The organism is Paenibacillus agri (genome assembly GCF_013359945.1).
Taxonomy (GTDB): Bacteria; Bacillota; Bacilli; order Paenibacillales; family Paenibacillaceae; genus Paenibacillus_AQ; species Paenibacillus_AQ agri.
The window spans coordinates 27,001-43,925 of the sequence record NZ_JABWCS010000220.1; the positions used below are offsets into that span (position 1 = coordinate 27,001).

Annotated in this window: 11 protein-coding genes; 8 read left to right on the top strand and 3 right to left on the bottom strand. The window is 50.9% G+C overall.

All coding sequences use genetic code 11. The annotated features are described in order from the left end of the window. Positions 1-44 precede the first annotated feature (44 nt). The 4 genes from HPT30_RS25345 to HPT30_RS25360 all read left to right on the top strand — a co-directional run bounded on the left by HPT30_RS25345 (position 45) and on the right by HPT30_RS25360 (position 8,091). Entirely contained in the window at positions 45-1,376 is a 1,332-nt protein-coding gene (locus tag HPT30_RS25345; protein ID WP_175374083.1) for a peptidase U32 family protein, read from the top strand. Positions 1,377-1,568: 192 nt separating this feature from the next. Continuing rightward, the gene (locus tag HPT30_RS25350) at positions 1,569-3,830 is read left to right on the top strand and encodes a methyl-accepting chemotaxis protein (protein WP_175374084.1); all 2,262 of its coding nucleotides are present in this window, start codon (positions 1,569-1,571) and stop codon (positions 3,828-3,830) included. A gap of 240 nt (positions 3,831-4,070) precedes the next feature. After that, complete coding sequence (locus HPT30_RS25355; protein WP_175374085.1) at positions 4,071-6,125, top strand: methyl-accepting chemotaxis protein; 2,055 nt, start codon at positions 4,071-4,073, stop codon at positions 6,123-6,125. Between the two features lie 151 nt (positions 6,126-6,276). Next, positions 6,277-8,091 (top strand): peptidoglycan D,D-transpeptidase FtsI family protein, encoded by a 1,815-nt coding sequence (locus tag HPT30_RS25360; protein ID WP_246317445.1) that lies wholly within the window; start codon positions 6,277-6,279, stop codon positions 8,089-8,091. On the opposite strand, the gene HPT30_RS25365 is transcribed toward HPT30_RS25360, so the two are convergent. Next, positions 8,052-9,260, bottom strand: a complete 1,209-nt coding sequence (locus HPT30_RS25365) for an AI-2E family transporter (protein ID WP_175374086.1) — start codon at positions 9,258-9,260, stop codon at positions 8,052-8,054. The two genes, HPT30_RS25360 and HPT30_RS25365, sit on opposite strands and share 40 nt — an antisense overlap. Before the next feature lie 248 nt (positions 9,261-9,508). Between HPT30_RS25365 and HPT30_RS25370 the strand changes: the two genes are divergently transcribed. Further along, the gene (locus tag HPT30_RS25370) at positions 9,509-10,903 is read left to right on the top strand and encodes a polysaccharide deacetylase family protein (RefSeq protein WP_175374087.1); all 1,395 of its coding nucleotides are present in this window, start codon (positions 9,509-9,511) and stop codon (positions 10,901-10,903) included. A gap of 178 nt (positions 10,904-11,081) precedes the next feature. Here the strand turns inward: HPT30_RS25370 and ilvD are convergent, their stop codons facing one another. Both ilvD and HPT30_RS25380 read right to left on the bottom strand, forming a co-directional pair. Next, positions 11,082-12,767 carry a dihydroxy-acid dehydratase gene (ilvD, locus tag HPT30_RS25375; RefSeq protein ID WP_175374088.1) on the bottom strand — a complete coding sequence of 562 codons (1,686 nt, stop codon included), beginning with the start codon at positions 12,765-12,767 and terminating at the stop codon, positions 11,082-11,084. Positions 12,768-13,153: 386 nt separating this feature from the next. After that, positions 13,154-14,191, bottom strand: coding sequence for an acyltransferase family protein (locus HPT30_RS25380; RefSeq protein ID WP_175374089.1), 1,038 nt, complete (start codon positions 14,189-14,191; stop codon positions 13,154-13,156). 207 nt (positions 14,192-14,398) lie between these two features. Here HPT30_RS25380 and HPT30_RS25385 point away from each other — a divergent pair, with 207 nt between their 5' ends. Genes HPT30_RS25385 through HPT30_RS25395 form a run of 3 tightly spaced genes read left to right on the top strand, consistent with a single transcriptional unit; the run spans position 14,399 to position 16,711 of the window. Beyond that, complete coding sequence (locus HPT30_RS25385; RefSeq protein WP_175374090.1) at positions 14,399-15,139, top strand: alpha/beta hydrolase; 741 nt, start codon at positions 14,399-14,401, stop codon at positions 15,137-15,139. A gap of 26 nt (positions 15,140-15,165) precedes the next feature. Continuing rightward, the gene (locus HPT30_RS25390; RefSeq protein ID WP_175374091.1) at positions 15,166-15,933 is read left to right on the top strand and encodes an HAD family hydrolase; all 768 of its coding nucleotides are present in this window, start codon (positions 15,166-15,168) and stop codon (positions 15,931-15,933) included. A 31-nt stretch (positions 15,934-15,964) separates the two neighbouring features. After that, on the top strand, positions 15,965-16,711 hold the full coding sequence (locus tag HPT30_RS25395; RefSeq protein WP_175374092.1) for an NAD-dependent protein deacylase: 747 nt from the start codon (positions 15,965-15,967) through the stop codon (positions 16,709-16,711). Positions 16,712-16,925 lie beyond the last annotated feature (214 nt).

Below are 16,925 nucleotides of genomic sequence, written 5' to 3' on the forward strand. Positions count from 1 at the left end.
TCGTATAGACCCCGCAGAACGGGGAAATGGAGGGGAGAACAGGAATGAGTACCATGACCAAGCCGCAGCATAAGGGCAAACGTTACCGTCTGGACAAACCGGAGCTCCTGGCTCCGGCGGGCAATTTGGAAAAATTGAAATTCGCCGTACATTATGGTGCAGATGCCGTCTATATTGGTGGACAAAAATACGGCCTGCGTTCCAATGCTGACAATTTCAGCTTCGAGGAAATGCGCGAAGGCGTAGAATTTGCCAAGAAATATGGCGCGAAGGTGTTTGTAGCCACAAACATCTATGCTCACAACGAAGATGTCGCGGGGATTGAAGAATACCTGCGTAATTTATATGAAGCCGGCATTGCCGCGATCATTGTAGCCGACCCGGCTATTGTGGATACAGCACGCCGCCTGGTTCCGGGCCTGGAGGTGCATCTCAGCACCCAACAGTCCACACTGAACTGGCAAGCCGTATCCTTCTGGAAGGAAGAAGGGCTGCCTCGTGTCGTTCTGGGCCGGGAGACAAGCCTGGAGGAAATCGCCGAAATTAAGAAGCATGTGGATATTGAGATCGAGAGCTTTATTCATGGTGCGATGTGTTCCTCCTACTCCGGTCGCTGTGTGCTATCCAACCACTTCACAGACCGGGACTCTAACCGGGGGGGCTGCTGCCAGTCCTGCCGCTGGAAATATGATCTGTTCGAGGATGCACGTCCGGATGGAACTTGGGTGTCTGAAGAAGAGCAGGCGGAAGCTATGCAGTCACCTGAACGTCTGCTGCCAGGAGTGACCCAGCTTCCTCTGCATGAGCCACAGGACAATCCGTTCACGATGGGGTCCAAAGACCTGTGTATGCTGGAGAGCATTCCCGATCTGATCGAGGTCGGCATCGACAGCTTCAAGATTGAAGGCCGGATGAAATCCATTCACTATGTGGCTACAGTAGTTAATGCGTACCGCAAAGCCATTGATGCTTATATGGCTGATCCTGAAGGCTATGTACTGAAGCCGGAATGGCTGGAAGAGCTGAATAAAGCGGCGAACCGTCCGCTCAATACAGGCTTTTTCTACGATACACCTGACCATGAGGATCATATCTATGAGCCTGAAGAAAAAGCGGCTCCGTATGATTTTGCCGGACTGGTGCTGGAATATGATGCCGAGACAGGCACTGCCCTGATTCAGCAGCGGAATCACTTCAAGCCGGGACAGCAAGTGGAGTTCTTTGGACCGGACGATACCTTCTTCAAGCAAACGGTGGGAGAAATCTGGGACGAGCAAGGCAATTCACTGGATGCTGCCCGTCACCCGCTGCAGAAGGTGCGTATGAAAGTGGATGCACCGGTGGCCTATTTTGATATGATGCGCAAAAGAAAATAAGAATTGATGTAAAAACGGGACCAACCTCGCTTGAGAGAGGATGGTCCCGTTTTTTTCTACTCCCAAATAGGCTAAAAGTTACATACTCATGGAAAAGATTATTCAAAAAGCCTAAGGAAAAAAGGACTGTTTGCCGATATATAAGTCAGACAACGCTTACATATATCTCTAATCAAACTGGTGGGTGATCTAATGGGAACTCCGGAACAGGAGAGTAAGAGTGATGAGCAGAAAGAGAGAAGGATGAGAGTGGGAAAGAATGAGAAGTCGGTGAAAGAAAACACAGAGAAAAAGAATCAGCGTAAGGCCGGTGCATCCAGTATCGGCAAGCTCAAAGACGGCGTTAAATCAGGCGTAAGCATGAAAAGCGTGCTGCGGGGCTCGGTGAGTCAGATGAAAAAAGTGAATCCGTTGAAATCAGTCGGAGTCAAGCTGTTCCTGATCTTTTTATCGTCCATCGTCATAGTCGTACTGCTTCTGGGTTTGTTGTCGTATTCAAAAGCCAAAAGTACGATTAAGAGTAATGTCGCAGAGGCGAACCGTCAAACGGTTATTCAGAACTCGGAGAAGATGGATATTATTCTCAAACAATATGAAACTTTGGCGCTTCAGCTGTTTTTTGATCCGCAGATTCAGAATGATCTGACGTCACTGGACAAAGCGGATAACTATTACGATAAATTTGTGGCTTCAAGTGCAATCGGCAAGAAGCTATCGAGCCAAACGACCTCCGATTCCAACGTAGTCAGTATCTCGCTGATTCCGGAGGAAGCGGATTCCGATGTTATCACTACTGGCAGTTCGGGCCTGGTGCTTGAAGGGATCAGGGACACGGATTGGTTCAAACAGGCGGTTGAACGGACCAAGGAGTATAAATCGCATTATTCCGATACCGATGGCGCGCAGAATTACTGGTTCTCAACTGCAGTTGAGGGCAAAGGCGGAACGAATATCGCTATGGTGCGCTCACTCCGAAATCTCGGCGAGAATTCGGGATATGTGATGCTGCTGGAACTGAAGAATAAAATGCTGGAGGATGCCTTCAAGAGTGTCAAACTGGGCGATGGCGCCCGCATACAGTTGGTAGATCCTAACGGTATTGTTATCGCTTCTAATACACCTGCAGAGGATGGATTAGAATCCAAGTTTGCATTCATCAAAGATAGCAAGACAAAGAATAAGAGTCAGGAAAATAAAGATGAAGATGGCAAGCAGGTTCTGGCTGTCTTCAATCCGATGACCAAAGCAGACTGGAAGCTGTCTGGCATTATTCCTACTGGTGAATTGGTCAAAGAGGCTTATCCAATCCTTCTGACAACCTTCTTCGCAGCCGGGGGCGCAGCCGTGCTTGCCATTCTGCTCGGCTACTGGATGGTCCGCATGATCGCCCGTCCGCTATCCCGTCTCAAGGATCTGATGGTAGAAGGGGCAAAAGGCGATCTGAGCGTTCGTACCGAGTATGCATCCCAAGATGAGATCGGCCAACTGTCCGCATCCTTTAATACCATGATGGGACGGATTACAGAGCTTGTAGCGCAGACGACGGAAACGGCGCGCGAGGTGCTGGAAACTGCCGGAGAGCTGGGCGATGCTTCACGTAAAACAGCTGTGTCTGCTAAAGAAATTGCTGCGGCCACGGAAGAGATTGCTGGTGGTGCAGGCAGTCTGGCTCTGGAGGCAGAGCGCGGCAATGAATTGACTGAACTGATTGCTACGCAAATGCAGACCGTCGTGTACGCCAATTCTGAGATGGATGAAGCTGCACGTAGTGTCGGTGAGGCCAGCAGCAGAGGTGCAAATCAGTTGGAGGAGCTGCTGGGTCAGACAAGCCGTACCGGAGAGATGACAGGAGCGCTGGTTGCGCGTGTCAACAATCTGAAAGAAACAGTATTCTCTGTGATCAAGGTGCTTGATGTCATGAAGAATATTACTCAGCAGACGAACATTCTGTCCCTGAATGCTACAATTGAAGCCGCTCGGGCAGGCGAAGCCGGTCGGGGTTTCATGGTCGTAGCTGGCGAGGTTCGTCAACTCGCAGACCAGTCCAAGCAGTCGATTGCGCTGGTGGCCGGGATTACTGACAAAATCATGACCGAGATGAATGAGACGGTCGCGGTATTGTCTGAAGTTGCACCGCTCTTTGAGGCACAAATGGGTTCGGTGAAGAACACCAGTGATATCTTCATCTCTGTAAAAGATCAGATGGATGAATTTATTACAAGCTTGGAGTCTGTAACCTCCTCCATCAACAGCTTGAATCATTCGCAAGGCGTCTTGTCTGAAGCGATGGGCAACGTAAGTGCCGTTGCTCAGCAATCATCCGCTACCTCGGAAGAAGTCGCCTCGCTAAGTAGCGAGCAGCAGAATGTCAGCGATCAACTGGTATCGTTGTCCGGGAAACTGGAAAGTGTATCGGGACAATTGAAGGAAAAGCTGTCTCTGTTCAAAATTTAAATAATCTTACTGAGAAGCTAGAATACCTACGAATATCTGTCACAGCCGCCTCTTCTCCGCGAAGAGGCGGCTGTTTTATAGTTTCAGGGTGCGAACCGAACGTAAGCCAATGAAAAGTTACACCTCATGCTGGCCGCGTACAACTATATCACAGCTTGTTCAGGGTTTTTGGTTTAAAATAGTAGTTTGTAATAATTTAAGTAACCTATAATTGTAGATGATGGCAGGTGACCTGTACTGATGAAGTCAACAACCGAACAACGCAGCCTTCTTTCCCGGCTGCATCCCGCTGAATCTCTGGGACTGCGGCTTTTTCTCATTTTTTTCGTAGCTACTATGATAATAGTGCTCTCGCTCGGCTATACCTCCTACTCCGTTGCTGAGCAGACCATTGAAGACAATGCATTGTCTTCCAACCAGCAGACGGTTATTCAAACTGCGGAGAAGCTGGATGTTACCATGCTCCGTTACCAGGACAATTTGGGACAAATCGCTTACAACAAAGAGATACAGCGCGCTATGAAAGAGGCCAGCCAGTCTGCTTCCGGGCTGTCAGTCGATGTTATTGCTGCAGAGCTAAGTAACTGGCTGTCGAGCGCCAAGGGCGTGCAGGCGGTGTATCTCATTCCTGCGAAGGAATCATTGCCGATTGTGGCTGCCGGGGCCAAGGATGAACCCTTTATGGAGAGCGCACGCTCGGCATCCTGGTTCAGCCAGTTGTCGGACAAGCCAGAAGGGCTATGGTTGACCAAAGAGATGAAGGGAGCGAGAGCTCCAGAGGTTTTTCATTATGCGAAAGCGATTGCAGGAGAATCCGGAGATTCGGGCTATGTCGCGATCAGTGATATAAAGGTTAGTGAGGTCGAAAAGCTGCTAGGCGAGGTGAATCTGGGGACAGGCTCCTACATTCAGCTGCTGACTGAAAAGGATGAGCTGATCGCGTCCTCTATGCAGAACGAGACGGACACTTATCTAAGTCTGGGGGGCACTTTATTTACAGGGCTCAAGCAAGCTTCTTCAGGCGCTCTGCCGACCAAGAATGAGGAGGGAAAGTCAATTCTGGCGGTATATGGAACGATGCAGAGCTCAGGATGGAAGCTGCTGGGTGTCGTGCCTGCCGAGAATTTAACCCAAGATGCGGTACGTATTCTGAAGACGACCTATATCGCGGTTGGCGCTGCCGCAGTCATTGCTATTCTGATTGGGCTGTGGATGGTGCGAATGGTCGCAAGGCCGTTAACCCGGCTCAAGGACTTAATGTTCCAGGGAGCTGAGGGGAACCTTAGTGTACGGACGTCGTTCAAATCACGGGATGAAATCGGCCAATTGTCGCTCTCCTTCAATACTATGATGGAGCGAATTACGGAACTCGTCGACCGCACCAATGAGACCGCTCAGGAGGTGCTGGAGATGTCGGATGTCTTAAGCAATGCTTCCCGCAAGACGGCATCTGCTGCTAAAGATATTGCTGCTGCTATGGAAGAGGTTGCTGGGGGAGCGGGCAGTCTGGCTCTGGAGGCGGACAATGGCAATGCCTTGTCCGGGCAGATTTCGGAGCAGATGAACAAGGTAACAGCGGCTACGCATGAGATGAACGGCAGAGCACACAGTGTTGGACAGTTCAGCACCGAAGGTGTTGCGATGCTGAAGGAACTCAAGAGCCGGACACAGATTACGGAGGAAAGAACCCGGACGCTGGTGAACAAAGTGAACAACCTCCAGACAACGGCTTCGTCCGTGATTCAGGTTCTGGATGTCATGCAGCGTATTGCGCAGCAGACGAATATTTTATCCCTGAATGCCAGCATTGAAGCTGCACGGGCTGGTGATGCGGGCCAGGGGTTCATGGTCGTAGCCAGTGAAATTCGTCAGCTTGCCGATCAATCGAGAAGCTCGATTGCAGTGGTGGGAGAAATCACTGACAGAATCATGCTTGAGATGAATGAAACGGTCACGGTACTTGATGAGGTGGCTCCAATGTTCGGAGAGCAAAGCGCTTCGGTACAAAGTACCAGCGATCTCTTCGTGTCTGTACAAGGGCAGATGAATGAATTCATCACCTTCCTGGACGCAGTTACGGGTTCGATTGACGGGCTCGGGGAATCGCAGCGAGTGCTTTCAGTGACGATGGATAGCGTCAGTATTGTTGCTGAAGAATCGTCAGCAGCCTCAGAAGAGGTGGCTTCGCTCAGTGGCGAGCAGCAGAGTGTCAGCGACCATCTGGTGGAGCTCTCCGCAAGTTTGCAGAAGGCTTCCGCCAAATTAAAGACCAGCCTAGCAAGGTTCAGAGTATAGTTTCTGTTTAACCCAAAATGTGAATTGCACAAGAGCAGGCTCCAGAAGTTGGGGTGTGCTCTTGTGCTTGTTTATCACCATGGGAAAGATTCTAATGACGAAAGCTGGGACATAATAGGGATAAGGAATCCTGTCAGGAGGGAAGGCAACATTGCGTACCAACAATCACCATCGTCGTCTGTTCAGCTCGCTGTTGATCTTATCCGCTGCCATGGGAATATTGATCCTGCGGTTGGCTTGGGTGCAATTCGTGATCAAGGATCGGCCTGTTCCTGGTACCCCATATACCTTGGCCAAGATGGCAGAAATCCAGAGTGAGCGTGAAACAGTGCTGGACAGTGGGCGTGGACGTCTCTATGACCGGCACGGAATTCCTCTCGCCGGGGAAACGATCTGGACAGCCGCTCTTTTCCCGCAAGAAGAATTGGCGGCTAGTGTGAAGGCGCAGGTGGAGCGAAGTGAAGATGGCCCTATGCACAGACTGGCGGCCATTTTAGGAGTCAGCTATCAGCAGCTGCTGAGCAGAGTTGCAGTCCTGAAGGAACCTCTGCTATGGCCATCCCCTAAAGGAAAAGCACCTCTGGCGCTGTCCCCTGCCCAAGCCACTGAATTGAAAGAGCTTGATATCGATGGTGTGATGGTACTGCCGTTTGCACGGAGGTATGACGGTCAGTTGTCAGGCCAACAGTGGCTGGGCTATCTGTCTGAAGCGGTTCCGCAGGCGAGCGGCGAGCAGGCAAGCTCTTCAGGCCTCAGGATTCCAAGGACCGGAACGGATGGACTGGAGAAGACCCTGGAGCCGCTGCTCCGGGGTGTAGGTCATACTGAGGCGTATGTGCAGGTGGATGCGAGGGGAAACCGTCTTCCGGGCAGTCCGCTCAAAGTCCGTTCGCCGGGCAATCCGTACTACCCGTTATCTTTATACACAACGATAGACAAAAAACTTCAGGATGACATTGAGAAGCTGGCGATTCAGAGTGGCATGAAGGAAGGCGCGATTGTTGTATTGGACACACGGACAGGGGACATTGAAGCCATGGTATCTCTGCCCTTATATAACCCGCAGGATATTTCTCCTCAGGGTGGAGAGTGGAATAATCGGGCGCTGCAAGCTGCCGTTCCCGGCTCCATCTTCAAGATTGTCACCGCCGCTGCCGCTCTGGAGGCCGGAGTTACAACACCTCAGGAACTCTTCTCTTGCTCCGGTCAATATGAGAAGTACGGATTTTCCTGCCTAAAAGGAAAAGGACACGGCCCCCTTACGCTGGCGCAAGGGTTCGCCGTGTCCTGCAATACTGTATTCGCCGCGCTCGCCGAACGTCTGAGCGGCGCGCAGATCCAGTCCGCCGCGTGGGCGCTGGGACTGGGAAGGGACATTGGCTGGCAGTCCGAGAATACGCTGGGACTGCCACTTCTGAGGCCGCTGGCGGGGGAGCAGCATGGGACGATATTCACGTCCCTGGTGCCTGATGATAGCGGCGCAAGAGTGCAGGCTGCCATCGGGCAGCGCGATGTGCAGGTTACCCCGCTTCAGGCCGCTAATCTGGTAGTGACTCTGCTGCATGGCGGGGAGGTCACCGCTCCCCGCATCCTGCAGAAGGTCACTTTTGCGAATGGCCAGAAGCTGGAGGATTTGCCGGGACATCTGTCACCGTCCGGGACCGGAAGAATCTCAGCATCCACGACCAGGCTGCTGCTGTCTTGGATGAGACAGGTGGTGACCGAGGGCACTGGACGGAGTCTGATGACCGCCCACTGGCCGCTGGCCGGTAAATCAGGAACGGCCCAGACGCAGGTCAAGGGTGCTCCCCGCAATAATCAGTGGTTCATTGGCTACGGTCCTGTAGACCAGCCGCGATATGCCGTAGCCGTATCTGTTCAGAACGTGGCTCCTGGCAGCGCCCATACAGCTACGAAGTTGTTCGGTCAAGTATTTGATTTGCTCTCATCAACTTCAGGAGCTTGATCTGCCTGGCGTTCTGTTTCAGAATCGCTGTGGTCTGTCTTGGAGGACTCGGCTTCTGACCCGGATGCCGCGAACGGCGAGACGATAAACTCTTCCTGAGGCAGGTAAATCCAACGCTGAAGGTAGCCCTGCTGGATCAATTCCTTGATCAGAATCAGCAGTATTGGGGACAGAATCAAACCTGCTACGCCAAACGCTGACATGGATAAGATAACGAATGAGAGCATCAGGAACGCGGAAGATACACCGATGGAGTTACCAGTGATTTTCGGTTCCATGATCTGACGTTGAATCAACACCACAGCAAGAAGCACAATCAGACCGATCGCCATGGAGGTGTTCCCGATAATGAAGAGATACACGATCCATGGAATCAAGATGGTCGATACGCCGAGCAGCGGGAGAACGTCGAACACGGCACAGACTAAGGCCATCGTCAGCTCATTGCCGGTACCTAGGATGAACAACCCCACCAGAACGATGACGAAGGTAATGCTAATGAGAATGAGTTGGGCTTTGACATAGGCGCCAATCGCCTTAAATACATTTCCTTGCAGAAAAGCATAAGCTGTCTTAAGGGTTTTCGGCATCTTCTCATGGGCGATTTTCTTCCAGTCCTTGATTTCCATGCTGAGGAAAAAGGCCAGAATAATGGCGATTCCGAAATTCCCCATAAAAGAAGAGAACGAGCCCAGTAGTCCGATCATATACTTAAAGAAGATAACGAGCCATGAAGAGAGGATGTCGGTGGCATCCTTGAAATACCCGTTGATTTTATGGGTCAGATCCGGCGGCAGCGTGTCGACTTTATGCTGAAGATAGCCGGTAAGCTCCACGAAATGCTCTTGCACAATACTTGTATACCTTGGCAGGTTGTCCTGAAAAAGCATTGCCTGAGTCGTAATTAGCAGGCCAGCACCGAACAGCGTTCCTAGCAGCAGAACGAGGAAGAACAGAACCGAGATTGCTGAGGCGAACGGTTTGCCGAGACCTCGGCGATTCAGAAACCGTGCCAGTGGCTCAATAATGATAAATACGAAGAAAGACAGGAACACAGGGGCAGCCAAATGGTACAGCTTGCTGAAGGCAAACATAACCAGATACACCGTAAGCACAATTAACCCAATGTCAAAGAAGGTGCGCCAATATTTTTTGTACAAGGGGAGCATAAGATTTGAACGACTCCTTTTCCGATGAAATGTCAGGTCTTTACAACTTGAGTCCATTGTACACGATTTTACTTAAAAAGCGTCTATTTCTTTGATAGCTGTGTTAAAATAGGGGGTAACGTTTTTTTGTGCCGATGATAGATATCCGCAAAAAGGCGGTGAAAGCTATACACACTTGGCCGTATCGCTGTATCTGCTTGCAGACCTAAGGCGAGCCAAAGTCAACTCTGGAAAAGCGGGGAATAGACATGCAGACTTTGCTGCTCTGGTTGTTTTACATCTCATCTTTTTATGCCTTTATACCCGGTATTATCAGCCGTATTTTCGGTTACCGCGTGTTCCGTAAAGGAACCGGAAGCCATGAATTTGCGCTGACCTTTGATGACGGTCCGGACCCTCGTTTTACGCCGAAAGTGCTTGAACTTCTAAGGCGTTATGACGCTAAGGCTACCTTTTTCGTGGTGGGCTCCCATGCGGAGCGTTATCCTGACCTGATCCGCAGTATTCATGCGGAGGGCCATCTCATCGGTATTCATAACTATGTGCACAAGACCAATTGGCTGATGCGTCCGGCAACGGTACGTAAACAGATCCAGCGCACAGACGAAATTATTTACAGCATTACCGGTGAACACAGCACTTACTATCGTCCGCCTTGGGGAATTGTGAATTTGTTCGATTTCTCGAAGCGTCGCCGTGTGCAGATTGTGTTGTGGTCAGCGATGTTCGGCGATTGGCGTGAGAAGCAAGGGGCCGAGAAGCTCACAGAGAAAATGCTCTCCCGCCTTAATCCCGGCGAAGTGATGCTTCTGCATGACAGCGGTGCGACACTCGGTGCCGATCCTGATGCTCCGGGACTGATGCTGATTGCTCTGGAGAGAACTTTGGAGGAAGCGCAAAGACGCGGGCTGTGTAGTATCCGTATTGACCAGATGATCAAGACGGCTGAGAAATCGTCCATTCAGCAAATTTCCTTCGGAAAACGCCTGATTGTGGGACTATGGCTGGGCTGGGAGCAATTATTTCAATTCCTGTTTAAATTAAGAACTCTTTCACCGGCCGAGCCTTTCCTGCATTATCGTCTGCGCAAGTATCAGGGGCAGCCGATCACTATGGAGGACGGAACCACGTTAAGCAAAGGTGACAAGGTAATTGAGCTACATGTTGATAACCGGGAGCTGTTCGAGCTTGGCATGCATTCCCGCTCCTCTGCCCAGCTTGCGATCCGCATGATTCGCCGGATGGAGAAGGATATGCCGGTACTCGCCGAGGAAATTGCCCATGACGAGGCGCTTATGGAAGCTAAGGCATTGTACGGGGTCAGCATGATCAATCGGGGACCGGAGAAATTCGGTTTCACAGTACTGGATATGCCCAACGGCTGGTTCGCCCGTTCCAGCAAGCTTTACCTGAGTCTGTTGTTAAGTGTGATCCATCCGGCTGGTGGAGCAAGACTGAAGGAGCGTACCGAGGTGCTTGTGCCAAAGCTAATCCTGATGCCGGTGTCTGAATTGTTGAAACGGCATGATCAGAAGATGCAGCCACGTAGCGCGAACCGCAAACGGGAGCAGATAGAAGAAGAGAGAAACCGCAGCAATGCTGTGGATGAAGTGGAACTGCCAGGTGCAACGGTTGTTCATTAATGTACAGGAATTATAGGTAGTATTATGGAAAAAGGGAATGCCTCACAGGCCTGCGTATGTTGGCTGAAGGTGTTCCCTTTTTATCTTTAGTTGCACAAAAAAAGTCCCTCAGAGCAGAATAACTGCTGCGAGGGACCGCTTCAATAAGAATTACGTTCTGGTATGGCTAGGGACGTAATTAGATTTTTAATACGCCGCCGTTACTAGCGTTGGTTACCAACTTGGAGTAACGGGCGAGATAACCAGTCTTCACCTTCGGTTCGAAGCCTTTCCAGCCTGCACGGCGTGTCGCAAGGGTTTCTTCGTCCACCAGCAGCTCAATCTTACGATTGATCAGATCCAGCTCGATGATATCGCCGTCTTCAACGAAAGCAATCGGTCCGCCTTCAGCTGCTTCTGGAGAAATGTGCCCGATGCTGATTCCGCGGGATGCGCCGGAGAAACGGCCGTCTGTGATCAGGCCGACTTTAGCGCCGAGGCCCATACCCACGATTTGGGAGGTAGGTGCCAGCATTTCTGGCATACCAGGACCACCTTTTGGACCTTCATAACGGATAACCACCACGTGGCCTTCCTTAACCTTACCGTTCGCGATGCCTTCCAGCGCAGTTTCCTGAGAATCGAAGCAGATTGCTGGACCTTTATGGTAGCCGCCTACCGAAGCATCAACCGCACCAACCTTGATAATGGAACCTTCCGGTGCAAGGTTGCCGTACAGCACAGCCAGGCCGCCAACTTCCGAATAAGGATTATCAAGCGTATGAATAACGGAAGTGTCCTTAATCTCATGTCCTCTTACGTTTTCGGCCAGTGTCTTGCCGGTAACGGTGATGCAGTCACCGTACAATGCGCCTGGCTTCTTCAGCAATTCGTTCAGCACCGCGCTAACGCCGCCCGCACGGTCTACGTCCTCGATGAAGATATCGGAGGCAGGAGCAAGCTTAGCCAGATAAGGAACCCGGTTAGCCACTTCGTTGATACGCTCCAGCGGATAATCCACTTCAGCTTCCTTAGCCAGGGCCAATGTGTGCAGTACAGTGTTAGTGGAACCGCCCATAGCCATATCCAGTGCAAATGCGTTATCGAGCGATTCGATAGTTACGATATCGCGTGGTTTCAGATCAAGTTCGATCAGTTCCATCAGCTGTTTCGCCGATTTACGTACAAAGTCTTTGCGTTCTTCAGCTACAGCCAGAATTGTACCGTTACCTGGCAGGGCAAGACCCATAGCTTCAGCCAGACAGTTCATCGAGTTAGCGGTGAACATACCGGAACATGATCCGCATGTAGGACAGCCGTATTGTTCCAATTCAAGCAGTTCAGCGTCATTGATCTTGCCGACTTGGTGCGCGCCTACGCCTTCGAATACAGAAGTAAGGGAGAGCTTCTTGCCTTTGCTGTCCACACCGGCCTTCATTGGGCCGCCGCTGACGAAGATCGTTGGAATGTTGACACGCAAGGCGCCCATCATCATTCCTGGTGTGATCTTGTCACAGTTCGGGATGCAGACCATACCATCGAACCAGTGAGCAGATACTACAGTCTCCAGGGAGTCTGCGATGATCTCGCGGCTTGGCAGAGAGTAACGCATGCCGATATGCCCCATGGCAATCCCGTCATCTACACCGATCGTGTTGAACTCGAACGGTACGCCGCCGGCTTCACGGATAGCTTCTTTGACGATTTTACCGAATTCCTGCAAGTGTACATGGCCCGGAACAATATCAATATAGGAATTGCAGACCGCGATAAACGGTTTGCCGAAATCTTCTTCCTTTACGCCGGCTGCACGCAGAAGACTGCGGTGCGGGGCACGGTCGAAACCTTTGGTGATCATGTCTGAACGCTTTTTCTTGACTGCCATTATGAATTTCCCCCCTAGTAAATTGCAAAATCTGATATAGTGGCGCATTAACGCATTGCACTCATAAGAGGCAAGGAAATGCGGTTTATAGAATTAACGGGGTCCAGCTTCTTAAAGAGAAGAGGGGAAGCCGTTTCTATAACTGCTTGCAATGAGCCAATGATGACTGTGAATGACGGCTGTCCGAAGCCGAACATGTCATTGTTAATAGTGAGTCTATCACAAACGGGTAGTTTTTTCTACCGATCTTCTATCAAGGATATCTGCTCTCCAAGACAAAAAGACCGCTCCTTCCAATGATATGGATAATCACCAATACCGTTGTCGACAGAAGGAACGATCACATATTCTATTTTGGATATTGGGCTTAGCTTATCTGAGCGTTTTTATAACGACCGCCGCAAGGCAGCGCGCTGCAGATCAACCATCCAGGCAGTGGAAGGCTCCACTAGCGGGTGCAGGAGGCGTTTGACTGCGGGCTGGGCTAGCAGAATAGTTAGTAATATAGCTGTGCCAATCAGCACTGTAATTCCAGTAGCACCGCTGATTACATTATATATACCGGATGTCGTTGCCAGGCGGATAATCAATCCGTGAAGCAAGAAGACATATAGCGTTCGGCGTCCCCAGTCAGTCATACGGCTCATTCGGTAAGGGACCCATCCGAGAAAGGCGAGGGAAGCTGCAAATTGCCATCCGTAAAGCCCCAAACGGTACAGTCCGGCATACCACTCATGGTGGCCAAGCTGCATGTAGGTCATTGATCCATACAGCCAGCCATGTGGAAGAATATTTCCCCACAATCCGAGCAGGATCAGCAGCAGGATGGAGCAGACGCAGGCTGAGGTTTTGGCCCATTTGTGATACAGACGAAGGAAGGCGGGGAACGAGAAGTGATAGCCGATCACGAAAAAGGGCAGATATACAAAGGTGCGGCTAATGCTGAACCAGACACCGTCAAGCTGGAGGTACCCCACGAGCACACCCGCGATAATAGCAAAAGTGAACTGAGCGCCGAGCTTCCATCCCCTCATTCCGATCAACAGCAGGCGCCAGAAGGCGTGACTCGCAAGAAACCATAGAAGCAAATAAGGTGCGAAGAAGGAATGCTGAATACCGTTCACATGGAAATAGGTAGTGTCCAGCAGTGAATATAGACTTTGAAAAATAATGTACTGCAATCCGATTTGCAATAGCAGACGGCGTCCGGCAGTCCCGTATAGATTTTTTCTGGCAAAATATCCGGTCACAAGCACGAAAAGCGGCATATGGAAACTGAAAATCCACAGATATAGTTGATGCATCGCACTCACCCCGCCTACCAGCGGTTCAATGGCATTTCCGATGAAGACAGTGACAATAAGCATAAAGCGCAGATTCAGAAAAAAGGTCTCCCCGCGTTCTTCCAGAGCGTCGTCTCCCATCTTGCTGTCCCTCCAAGCATCTCCATTACTTTAATTTTAAAATACCGTATTTCATTCCTTTGATTTGTGATTAATATCACTAGCGTAAGCGTTGTCATCAAAGTGAATGTGGCGATGTGTTGAAGGTTGTTTGGAAGCACCGATTCAACTATAATTTTCATATTAAGAGGAAGCAGTATATGCAGAACCAGCCGGGAGTGGACATATGTGAAGGGTAAAATAACGAAACGCCGCGTGTTCGTCATCCTATTGATCATTCTCGTCGCTGCGGGGCTGCTTCTATGGAGGTACTTGACGCCCTACGCACCTGAGCAGAGCGCTGAAACGGCTCTCATCTCAGGCGGGGGCATTTCGGTGGAGCAGAACGACAACTGGATATCCTTTGAACCGGGTCTGGCCACAGGTGCAGGGGTAATTCTATATCCTGGCGGGCTGGTGGAAGCAGAAGCCTACTCCCCGCTAGCGAAGGCCATCGCCATGGCCGGGCATCCCGTGTATATCGCCAAGATGCCATTTAATCTTGCGGTGACGAAGGGAGATGCGGCGGAAGAGATTATCCGTGTGCATCCCAAGCTTACCTTTGTACTGGGCGGTCACTCTTTGGGAGGCGTTATGGCTTCCCGTTATGCTGCAGAACATCCTGGTCAACTTAAAGGTGTGTTCTTTCTGGCGTCCTATCCTGATGAGAAAGGCAGTCTGAAAGATACTACACTGTCGGTTCTGTCGATCCTGGGCACGGAGGATGGGGTAATCAATAGGACCAGCTACCGCAAAGGACGCTCTTACCTGCCGGACAATACCATTTATTACTCTGTGGAGGGCGGTAATCATGCCCAGTTTGGCAGCTATGGCAAGCAAAAGGGAGATGGTGAAGCCACAATCTCCGAGGAAGAGCAGCAGAGCCGCACGGTTCGCGCACTGCTCGACTGGTTGAGTAATCTGGGCTAACCGATAGACTGGGGGACAATGACAACATGCCTTTATTACATGTGAATCATACGACTATTCCTTGCCAGGGCATTCTCTTTGATAAAGACGGCACATTGCTGGATATCCTGGCTACATGGGGACTTTGGGCGGAACTGGTTCTGCGCGGAATGGAAACGCAGCTTGCAATTAGGGGCAGGACACTGGAAGGCGGAATATCTGGACTGCTCGGTACCATCCACGATGATAGCGGGAAGGTAATTGGCTATGACCCCTCCGGACCGTTCTCTATGGCAACGGCGGGAGAAACGGAGGGGCTGCTGGCGTGGCAGCTGTATGCCTCAGGCCTTTCGTGGAACGAAGCCTTAGCAAAGGTGAAGCATATCGCCAAGGACGCGATGAATGAGCTGCGCAAGAGACAGGCGGCGTATCCGCTACAGGGGCTGCTGCCCTTCCTGAAGCAATGTGCGGATGCCTCGCTGAAGCTGGGGGTAGTGACTTCAGATGGAACTAAGACGACGGCGGAGCAGCTGGAGTGGCTTGGGATCGCAGCTTATTTTCAGACAGTAGTGACGAGAGACCATGTAGTAAACGGCAAACCGGACCCCGAAATGGCGGAGAAGGCTTGCATCGAGCTTGGCCTGAATCCCGGGGAGACCGTAATGATCGGGGACAGTAATGCGGATATGCAGACCGCTAAAGGCGCAGGTGTGTCGCTGGCCATCGGTATTGCGGGTCAAGACGGCGGAAGCGCACATCTGCTGGATGCCGATATCGTGATTTCGGGCTTCCATGAACTATCGATTTCTTCCTAAGTATAGTAAAGAAAGGATGGACTGAATGCCCATGGATCAATTACAAACCTTGACTTCCTGGATCAAAGATAGTGAATCTATAGTTTTCTTCGGCGGGGCGGGTACTTCCACAGAAAGCGGAATTCCCGATTTTCGTTCTGCGGCAGGTTTGTATCAGACCGAGCATCAGTCGCCTTATCCCCCTGAGGAGATGCTTAGCCGTACGTTTTTCATGTCCTCACCGGACATTTTTTTTGATTTCTACCGCAGTAAAATGATTCATCCGCAGGCTCAGCCGAACGGGGCGCATCTTCTGCTGGCGGAGCTGGAGCAGCAAGGCAAGCTCAAAGCCGTCATTACGCAAAATATTGACGGTCTGCATCAGAAAGCGGGCAGTCGCCGGGTACTGGAGTTGCACGGTTCAATTCACCGGAACTACTGCATGGATTGCGCCCGTGATTACGGGCTGGAGCAGATTGTAGCGAGCAAAGACATCGTGCCCCGCTGCCCGGATTGCGGAGGCATTGTTAGGCCGGATGTGGTGCTCTATGAAGAGGAACTGGACTATACGGTACTTACAGAGAGTGTGGAGGCCATCCGGGGGGCCGATTTGCTGCTGATCGGCGGCACCTCGTTGACCGTGCATCCGGCAGCTAGCCTGATTACTTATTTTCGCGGAAGACATACAGTACTGTTGAATGGAGAACCTACACCATATGATCGCCGTGCGAATCTTATCATTACAGATCGTATCGGTCAGGTGCTTGGCAAGGTGGGGGAGTTACTGCGGGAGTCTTGATTGTTGTTTTTTCACAATGCTTAAGAGTACAAGGGGCTCTCTAAGGTTCAAAAAGGCAGTAAGTAGTTTAGTACGCTAGAAAATTAAGAGGGGCTTGAATAACGGGAAAAAATAACGTTAATGCTTCCCTTTTCCGTATTTATTGATGAATAACAGGAATTTCTCCAGTTAAAAACCTCTTTTCTCCGTAAATTGGGTAGTTGTGAGAGGATTA

Coding starts and splice junctions, on each gene's coding strand:
- HPT30_RS25345 (WP_175374083.1), top strand. CDS start 45: ATGAGTACCATGACCAAGCCGCAGCATAAGGGCAAACGTTACCGTCTG.
- HPT30_RS25350 (WP_175374084.1), top strand. CDS start 1,569: ATGGGAACTCCGGAACAGGAGAGTAAGAGTGATGAGCAGAAAGAGAGA.
- HPT30_RS25355 (WP_175374085.1), top strand. CDS start 4,071: ATGAAGTCAACAACCGAACAACGCAGCCTTCTTTCCCGGCTGCATCCC.
- HPT30_RS25365 (WP_175374086.1), bottom strand. CDS start 9,260: ATGCTCCCCTTGTACAAAAAATATTGGCGCACCTTCTTTGACATTGGG.
- HPT30_RS25370 (WP_175374087.1), top strand. CDS start 9,509: ATGCAGACTTTGCTGCTCTGGTTGTTTTACATCTCATCTTTTTATGCC.
- ilvD (WP_175374088.1), bottom strand. CDS start 12,767: ATGGCAGTCAAGAAAAAGCGTTCAGACATGATCACCAAAGGTTTCGAC.
- HPT30_RS25380 (WP_175374089.1), bottom strand. CDS start 14,191: ATGGGAGACGACGCTCTGGAAGAACGCGGGGAGACCTTTTTTCTGAAT.
- HPT30_RS25390 (WP_175374091.1), top strand. CDS start 15,166: ATGCCTTTATTACATGTGAATCATACGACTATTCCTTGCCAGGGCATT.
- HPT30_RS25395 (WP_175374092.1), top strand. CDS start 15,965: ATGGATCAATTACAAACCTTGACTTCCTGGATCAAAGATAGTGAATCT.